Origin of the sequence: Cupriavidus pauculus, assembly GCF_002858765.1 — a bacterium.
Classification (GTDB): domain Bacteria; phylum Pseudomonadota; class Gammaproteobacteria; order Burkholderiales; family Burkholderiaceae; genus Cupriavidus; species Cupriavidus pauculus_B.
The window spans coordinates 232179-241059 of sequence record NZ_PJRP01000011.1 but is presented as its reverse complement, the minus strand read 5'-3'; the positions used below and the strand labels follow the sequence as shown (position 1 = coordinate 241059).

4 protein-coding genes are annotated in these 8881 nt (G+C 69.0%); all 4 read right to left on the bottom strand.

What is annotated here, in order from left to right:
- Positions 1-6973, bottom strand: a 6973-nt coding sequence (locus CYJ10_RS22060; protein WP_146002095.1) for a non-ribosomal peptide synthetase, incomplete at its 3' end; no start/stop codon positions are given.
- Between the two features lie 69 nt (positions 6974-7042).
- Positions 7043-7747: a thioesterase II family protein gene (locus tag CYJ10_RS22055; RefSeq protein ID WP_101683577.1), complete on the bottom strand. Its 705-nt coding sequence runs from the start codon at positions 7745-7747 to the stop codon at positions 7043-7045.
- A 19-nt stretch (positions 7748-7766) separates the two neighbouring features.
- The gene (locus CYJ10_RS22050) at positions 7767-7985 is read right to left on the bottom strand and encodes an MbtH family protein (RefSeq protein WP_101683576.1); all 219 of its coding nucleotides are present in this window, start codon (positions 7983-7985) and stop codon (positions 7767-7769) included.
- A gap of 77 nt (positions 7986-8062) precedes the next feature.
- Positions 8063-8878, bottom strand: a complete 816-nt coding sequence (locus CYJ10_RS22045) for a 4'-phosphopantetheinyl transferase family protein (RefSeq protein ID WP_180863023.1) — start codon at positions 8876-8878, stop codon at positions 8063-8065.
- Positions 8879-8881: the final 3 nt, after the last annotated feature.

The window sequence follows — 8881 nt, the reverse complement described above, 5'->3', positions numbered from 1 at the left end:
TGCCGCTGTCCTCGATCATGTAGGCCAGGCGTTCCGGCGGGTAGTCCGGGTCCAGCGGCACGTACGCCCCGCCCGCCTTGAGGATCGCCAGCAGCCCGACCACCAGTTCCGCCGAGCGCCGCGCCGCAATGCCGACCTTGACCTCGGGGCCGACACCCCGGCCGATCAGCGCGTGCGCCAGGCGGTTGGCCCGGGTGTTCAACTCGGCGTACGTCAGCCGTTCGTCCTCGAACACCACGGCCACGGCGTCCGGACGGTCGGCGGCGTGGGCTTCGATGCGGGCATGCAGCGTGTCAACCGCGTGGGACGCAGCCGCAGACGGCGCGCCCATCCCGCGCAGGACCATCCGGGCATCGGCATCGATCATCGGCAGCGCAGCGACGCGGCTGTCCGGCATGCACACCATTGCCCGCAGCAGCTGCAGCCAGTGGGAGGCCATGCGCGCCACGGTATCGCGGTCGAACAGGTCCGTGCTGTACGTCAGCATGCAACCCAGCCGCGCGTCGATATCGGTCACGTCGAGCATCAGGTCGAACTTGGTGGCCCGCGAGTCATTGGGCAGGAACGTCAGGTTCAGGCCGGCCACGTCACGCGTCTGCTGGAAGCGCCAGCGCTGCACATTGACCATCGCCTGGAACAGCGGGCTATGCGCCGCGCTGCGGCGCGGCTGCAGCGCGTCCACCAACTGGTGGAATGGCAGGTCCTGATGGTTCTGTGCCTCCACCGCTGCGCGCCTGACCTGCGCGAACAGGTCGGCCACCGTGGTCGTCGCATCGATCTCGCACTGGAGCACCAGTGTGTTCAGGAAGGCGCCGATCAGCCCTTCCAGTTCGGGCCGCACGCGGTTGGCCACCGGGAAGCCCAGCCGCAGCAGCGGTTGGCCGCTGTAGCGGTACATCAGCGCGAACAACGTGGCGCTGACGGTCATGAACAGGGTTACGCCGTGCTCGGTGCCGAACTGGCGGATCCGGGCGGACAGCGCATCATCCAGTTCGAAGCGGTAGATGTCACCACGCGTGCTCTGCACCGCCTGGCGCGGACGATCCGACGGTAGCTCGAGCACCGGGTGCTCGTTGCCGAGCCGTGTGCGCCAGTAGTCGAGCTGCCGCGCGCGTTCGCCCGATGCCAGCCACTTGCGCTGCCACACCGCGTAGTCGGCGTACTGCACGGGCAGGGGCGGCAAGGCAGCGATGGCGTCGTCCCCCACGACCATCGCCCCGTACAGCGTGGCAAATTCCTCCGCAAAGACGTCCATGGCCCAGCCTTCGGACACGATATGGTGGATGGTCACCAGCAACACGTGCTGCGCGTCGGCCTCCGCCACCAGGGTCATCCGCAGCAGCGGTCCCCGTTCGAGGTCGAACGGCGTGTTGGCCTCGGTATCGGCCAGCCGGTCCAGCGCATCGGGTCGGCCGGACGCCGGCAACCCGCGCAGGTCGACCTGCGCGATCCGCACATCCGGTGCAGCGGCGATACGTTGCACGGGCACGCCGCCCACGGCCGGGAACGTAGTGCGGAGCGATTCGTGGCGTAGCAGCAGCGCGTCGAGCGCACGCTGCAAGGCGGGCGCATCGAGCGTGCCCGTCAGGCGCACGGCGCCGCCCACGTTATAGGCCACGCCGTCGGGCTCGCTGCGCCACAGGAACCACATGCGCTCCTGCGAATGCGAAAGCGGCAGGTCCGCATCGCGCGCCACTGGCACGAGCGCGGGCGCGTCGGTCGGCTGGCCGGCCTCCACTGCCGCGCACACGCATGCGGCAAAGTCTTCCAGCACCGGCGCATCGAACAGCGCGCGCAGCGGCAGTGCCACGTCAAACGCGGCGCGCACACGCGACACCACCTGCATGGCCAGCAGCGAATGGCCGCCCAGCGCGAAGAAGTCGTCATCCAGGCCCACTTCCGGCACCTGGAGGATCTGCTGCCAGATGCCCGCGATGGCAAGCGCCTCCGGCGCCTGCGGCAGGCGGCGCACCCCCGCCGGCGCTTCGGCGCCGATGTCCGGCAACGCGCGACGGTCGATCTTGCCGCTGGGCAGGCGCGGCAGGCTGGGCATCACCAGGATCACGGCCGGCACCATGTAGTCGGGCAACCGTTGCGCCAGCGCCGCGCGCAGCGCTGCGGGCCGGGCATGGTCCTGTGCGGCCTCGGCGGCCTCGGCGGCCACATAGCCGGCCAGTCGCTCGCGGCCCGGCTCGCCGCAGACACGCACCGCTGCCGCCGTGATGCCTGGCAACGCCTGGAGCTGGGCCTCGATTTCCCCCAGTTCGATGCGCAGCCCGCGCAGTTTCACCTGGTCATCGATCCGGCCCAGGTATTCGATCACACCGTCTTCGCGCCAGCGGGCCAGGTCGCCGGTGCGATAGAGACGCGCACCCGGCCGCGTTGCCAGCGGGTCAGCCACGAAACGCTCAGCCGTCTGTGCCGGGCGCCCCATATAGCCGCGCGCAACCCCCTCGCCGCCAAGATACAGCTCGCCAGGCACCCCGGGCGGCACGGGATTGAGCCGCGCATCGAGGATACGCACAGCGCTGTCGGGAATCGGCGTGCCGATGGGCACGCGTGTCAGGGCGGGCGTCGCCCCATCGCAGCGCCACCATGTGGCATTGATCGTCGCCTCGCTGGGCCCATAGCGATTGTCGAAGCGCACATTCGGCAGCGCGTGCAGCACCCGGACGCACAAAGCCGGCGACAGCGCCTCGCCGCCGGAAAACACCCGGCGCAGCGTACTGCACGCGGCCAATCCAGGCTCCTCGATCCAGAGCTGCAGCATCGACGGCACGAAGTGCACGGTGGTCACGCCATGCGCACGCACCAGCTCGCACAGGCGCTGCGGATCGCGATGCTCTGCCGGCGCAGCCACCACCACGCGGCCGCCCGACATCAGCGGCAGCAGGATCTCCCAGACGGACACATCAAAGCTGAACGGCGTCTTGAAAAGCACGGCGTCATCGGCCCCCATGCCGTACTCGGCCTGCATCCACGCCAGCCGGCTACGCAGCGCGCCATGCGTGTTGGCCGCCCCTTTCGGACGGCCCGTGGAACCCGAGGTATAGATCACATAGGCGAGGTGGTCGGCGGCCAGCGTGGCCGGCGGCGGCATGGCGGGGCCGGATTGCGCCGTCGCGTCTTCCACGGCCAGCACCGGCACGCCGTGCTGGGCGGCCAGTTCCGCCACATGCCCGGCATCGGTCAGCACGCACGTCACGGCGGCATCATCCAGCATGTCGCGGCGCCGTCCGGCGGGATACTCAATATCAATCGGCACGTAGGCAGCCCCGGCCTTCAGCGTGGCCAGCACCGCGACCACCGCCTGCACGCCGCGGCCGAGCACGATCGCCACGCGGTCGTCGGGGCCCACGCCCTGGGCACGCAGGCGGCAGGCCAGCGCAATGGCTTGCGCGTCCAGTGCGCCGTAGTGCAGCCGATGGGCGCCGTCGATCACCGCCACGGCGTCCGGCGCCAGGGCAGCCTGCGCAGCGATACGCTCGTGTACCCACGCCTCGCCTGCCTGGAGCGCGCGCCCTTGGGACCAAGCCTGCACCACTTCCCGCCGCGTGACCGATGCCAGCGCATGGCTGCCAACCGGGCGTTCCGGCTGGTCGGCCAGCGCCTGCAGCAGGTCCAGCAGGTTGTCGCGAAAGCCCTGCATCGACGCTGCGCTGAAACGCTCGCTGGCATAGTGCAACGTTGCACCAAGCGTGCCCGCTTCCGTATCCTCCTCGACATTGAGGTACAGGCCGACCTTGGCATGCGTCACGGGCTGCGTCACCGCCTCCACGGCCAGGTCCGGCAGCGTGCGGAGGGGTGCCAGGTCGCGCTGCTGCAGGTTGAGCATGGCCTGGAACAGAGGATGATGGTCATGGCCGCGCTCAGGCTGCAACGCCTCCACCAGTTGTTCGAAGGCCACGTCGCCATGGCGGTCGGCATCGAGCTGGCCGGCCTTGATGCGCTGCACCAGCGCGGAGAACGACTCGGCGCCGCCCAGCACGGTGTGCACGACGCGCGTATCGACAAAGAAGCCGATCACGGACTCCAGTTGCCGCGCGTAACGGTTGGCCACCGGCACCCCCACCCGAATGGCGTCCTGCCGGCAATAGCGTTGCAGCAGGACCTGGAAGCCCGCCATCAGCACCATGAAGAGCGTGACGCGTTCGCGTTCGGCACACCGCCGCAACGCCGCATGCAGTGCCGGCGGAAGCGCGAACGCCAGCGTACCGGCCCGATGCTGCGGCCGCGCGGGCGGGGAGAAATCCGCGGGCATGGCCAGCGGTGTGTGGTCGTCGCCCAGGTAGGATCGCCACCATTCCATGCGGCTGGCACCGGCCAGCGGGGCCTGCCCGGTTCGGGCAATCTCCGCGACCGCGTGGTCCGCATACTGCTGCACGAGCGGTGGCAGGCCCGCCGCGCCGGCACCGCAGGCCTCCCGATAGAGCGCGGAGAATTCGCCAACCAGCACGTTCATTGACCAGCCGTCGGCCACGAGATGGTGCACCGTCAGCACCAGCGTGGCGGTCCCGGCGTCGTGCACACGTACCGCAACGCGTAGCAGCGGGCCTGCCGGCAGGTCGAACGGGCTGCGCATCTGGTGTTCGATCCAACCTGCCTCGTCAACGCCCGATGCGGATGCCGACGCGCCTTCGAACGTGATGGCGGGCATCAGCGAGGCATGCACGCGCTGCACTGCCTCGCCGTCAATCTCGTGGAACGTGGTGCGCAGGCTCTCATGCCGCTGCACCAGCCGTGCGAAAGCCGCCTCCAGGGCGCGCCGGTCCAGCACGCCGCGCACGTGCAGCGCCCCGGCGATGTGGTACGCGGGGCTTGCCGGCTCCAGCTGTGCCAGGAACCACAGACGGCGCTGCGCCGGCGACAAAGGGAAATCGCCGTGCCGTGGTGGCGTGTCGGCTGGCACGTCATGCGTCCTGGCGCTGTTTGTGCCCGGCGCCGCGCCCACGCTTGCGCCGGCCTGTCCGGCCGCTGCCGCAAACGCACGCAGCTCGGGGGCATCGAAGAACAGGCCCAGCGACAGGCGCACGCCAAGCGTTTCGTCGATACGCGCCAGAATACGCGCCGCTGCCAATGAACTGCCGCCAACGGCGAAGAAGTTGTCGGTGGGCTGGAGTGCGGGCGATTGCAGAACGTCCGACCAGATCGCCGCGACAGCCGCCTCGACCGCCGATAGCCCGGTGGCTACCGTGGAGGTGGCCGGCGGAGCAACGTGATTCATCGCACCGGCCTGACGGCCGTTTTCGAACACGGCATAGGCATCGAGATTGCCGTCCTGCCAGCCGCGCCGGCACGCCTGCCGCTGGAGCTTGCCGCTGGATGTCTTGGGCATGCCGCCGGCCTGGAGCAGCACGACTACCCGCGCCGGCTCGCCATGCGCCTGGGCCGCGGCCTGGGCGATGGCTGCCGCCAGCGTCTGGGGCGGCACTAGCTTTTGCACGCCACGCCCCACCTCGGCCGCCACGCCAATGCCCTCCTCGCCGTCGAGCGTGATGGCGAACGCTGCCACGCGCCCCTTGCGGACAACCTCTACCTCGCGCTCCACCGCCGCTTCCACATCCTGCGGATAATGGTTCTGGCCACGCACGATGATCATGTCCTTCTGGCGACCGCCGATGAACAGCCGTCCGTCCGCGACAAAACCGAGGTCACCGGTACGCAGCCAGCGGTGGCCGTCGCGCTCGGGGAACGCGGCATCCGTGGCGTCTGCATTGCGCCAGTAGCCCGATGCGATGGAATCGCCGGCGGCCCAGATCTCGCCCATCACGCCGTCGGCACAGGCGTCACCCGTGTCGGGATGCGCAATGCGGATGGCGTGTCCCGGCGCCACCGCGCCGCAATCAGCAAGCTCGGTGAACTCCCCGTCATCGGGTGTGCCGGCCTGAACGTCGGCGAGCACGGCGTGGCCTTCGGCGAGCGCATGCCTGTCTAGCCGCAGCGTGCGCAGCCCTTCGCCACGCTGCCCGCCGCTGACGAACAACGTGGCCTCGGCCAGGCCGTAGCACGGGTAGACCGCGGTCGACTGGAACCCTGCCGATGCAAATCGCTCGGCAAAGGCACGCAGCGTATCGGCGCGTACCGGTTCGGACCCGGAGAACGCCACGCGCCAGCGGCTCAGGTCCAGGCCTGCAACGGCAGCGTCGGGGATCCGCTCCGCGCAGAGGCGATACGCAAAATCCGGCCCGCCGCTAACCGTCCCGCCGTAGGCGGCAATCGCTTCGAGCCAGCATAGCGGACGCTGCAGAAAGCGTTGCGGCGACATCAGCACCACCGGCACCCCGCTATAGATCGGCTGCAGCAGCCCGCCGATCAGGCCCATGTCGTGATAGAGCGGCAGCCAGCTCACGATGGTGTCGCCGGCATCGATGCCAAAGCCGTGCCGGATGGCGGCCTCGTTGGCGCGCAGGTTGTCATGGGTCACCATCACGCCCTTGGGCTGTGCGGTTGACCCGGAGGTGTACTGGAGGAAGGCAACGGGCTCGGTGCCCGGCACGGGACGATAGGTGTCTGCCCAGGCATCGTCGACGGCGTCGACGGCCATCACGCGGCAGGTGCCACCCGTGGCCTGCAGCGCCGCCTCGATAGCGGGCTGCAGGGCTGCGGTGGTCAGCACCAGGCGCGGTGACGCATCGTGCAGGATCGAGACAATGCGCGCCAACGCCTGCGGCCGGGCCGATTCCGGCGGATAGGCGGGCACCGCGATGATGCCCGCATAGAGGCACCCGAAGAACGCGGCGACATAGTCGGGGCCGCTAGGAAACAGCAACAGCGCGCGCTCGCCCGGCGGCGCATGCGCGTGCATGGCCGCCGCGATGGCTCGCGCGCGACGCGCCAATTGCGCATAGGTCAGCGTGGCCACGGCATCGCCCTGGTCGGCCAGGAAGCGCAGCGCCACCACGTCGGCGCGTGTCTCGGCATGGGCGGTGAGGATATCGGCAAAACCACCGGTCGGGCCTGTGCTGTGTTTCATGAGGTCACCTGTTTCCTGCCCGCGCAGCCGTGGCCGTGCGGGAATGCTGTCGACGCGATGCCGCGCCGCCTAGGAGGTCGTTTGGAGAGTGGGATGAAGCGCCGCCTCGATACACCTGAGGAGGCGTGCTTCCTGCTGATGGACGAAGAAGTGGCCGCCGTCGAACATCTCCACGGCGCACGTCGCGCGGGTTTCCCTGCGCCACGCGTCCAACGCGGCAGCCGACGGCGCGTCATCGCGTCCGCCGAACACATGCACCGCCCCATGCAGCGGCGCACGCACGGGTGGTCGATAGCGGCCGCACATGCGAAGGTCGGCCCGCAGCACGGGCAACACCATGTCCATGAGTTCGTCGCTCTGCAGCGCTATGTCCGACGTGCCGCCCAGGTCTCGCAGCAACTCGCGCAGTTCGTCGTCGGAGCGCTCGCGCGCATGCTTGTCCGGGTCGCGGCATGCCGGGGCTTCGGCGCCCGATACGAACGTCACCGCCGGTGGCGGCAAGCCGCGCGCTGCCAGTACGTGGGCCAGCTCGTACGCCAGCAGCGCGCCCATGCTGTGGCCGAACAACGCATACGGCTGCGCCACCGTATCGCCGATCTGGTCCGCCAAAGCCTGCGCGAGCGCCTCGATATGCTGCGCGAACGGCTCGTCGCGGCGCGCACCGCGCCCCGGCAATTCCAACGGGTGAACGCTGACCCAGGACGGGATGGCACGACGCCAGCGCAGGTACACCATCGCGCTCGCGCCTGAGTACGGCAGGCAGAACAGACGCATGCAGGCCAACCGTCGGGGTTCAGAGGCCCTGGCCCTGCGCCTGCATTTTCTGGCGCAGGCTCAGCGGACGCATGTCGGTCCAGACCTGCTCGATGTGCGCCAGGCAGGCGGCCTTCGGTCCGGTGACGCCGACCGCGCGCCAACCCTGCGGGATCTCCTTGTACTCCGGCCAGATCGAATACTGCTCTTCATGGTTGACCACAACGTGGAACACGGTGTCTTCGCGATCGAATGGCATTGGCTCGTCCTTTCTGTAGGCATGGCGGCCCGCATGGGCTGCGTGTACTTGCAAGACGATTCAGCCGGCGCGGAAATTTAGCCCCCGGTGCCGCGAAACACGGCGAGCGTGGCGACGTAGCCGTCGGGGACTTCGACGCCGTGCAGCGTCATGCGTTGCGCCCACGTCGCCAGGCGGGCATCGCTGGACATTGCTGTCAGGACATCCTCGCCGCACGCGGGAGGCCAAACGGAGACGCAGGGCAACTGGTCGCCGATGCCGTCGCCCACGGCCTTGAAGAAGGCTTCTTTGGCCGTCCAGATCCGGTAGAACGCCGCGCGCCTCTCGGTGTGGCCGCCTGGCAGCCGCGCCACCTCGACGGGGCTCAGCACCAGCGGTGCGAGTCCGTCGATGTCGACCTGCGCGTCGGTCCATTCGATATCGATGCCCAACCCTGTGCCCTTGTCCGTGTCGTCCAGCCGACCGATGGCGATCAACGCGTAGTCGCCGGCATGACTGGCGTTGAAGACAATGTGTGACGCATCGGGCGTTCCATCTGTTGATGACTCTACAAACGGCTTGCCGCGCGGGTGGGTCCCGAAACGTACTGCAGCCGGGGCGATTCCGAGTTCCTGGCCCAGCAATCCGCGCAATGCCGCGCGCGTCGCGGCAAAACGGCGCTGGTCGGCTGGCTGGCGCAACGCCGCGTGGCGCAAGCACTCCTCGCGCGACAGGCACGCCATCGATTCGGGCGGCACATCGGCGCACCGCACCAACCAGATGCGTACGCCAAGTGGAAATACCTGCCCCTGAAGTGGGGTTACCGGTTCGGGCATGGCCACGCTGATTTCCCTGTAGACGGCGCCAATCCTGGCAATAAAGCCAAATTTAACCCTGTGTTGCGTGATTCGCAATTG

Bases quoted from the DNA above. Each gene is read 5' to 3' on its own strand.
- CYJ10_RS22055 (WP_101683577.1), bottom strand. From the start codon at position 7,747: ATGCGTCTGTTCTGCCTGCCGTACTCAGGCGCGAGCGCGATGGTGTAC.
- CYJ10_RS22050 (WP_101683576.1), bottom strand. From the start codon at position 7,985: ATGCCATTCGATCGCGAAGACACCGTGTTCCACGTTGTGGTCAACCAT.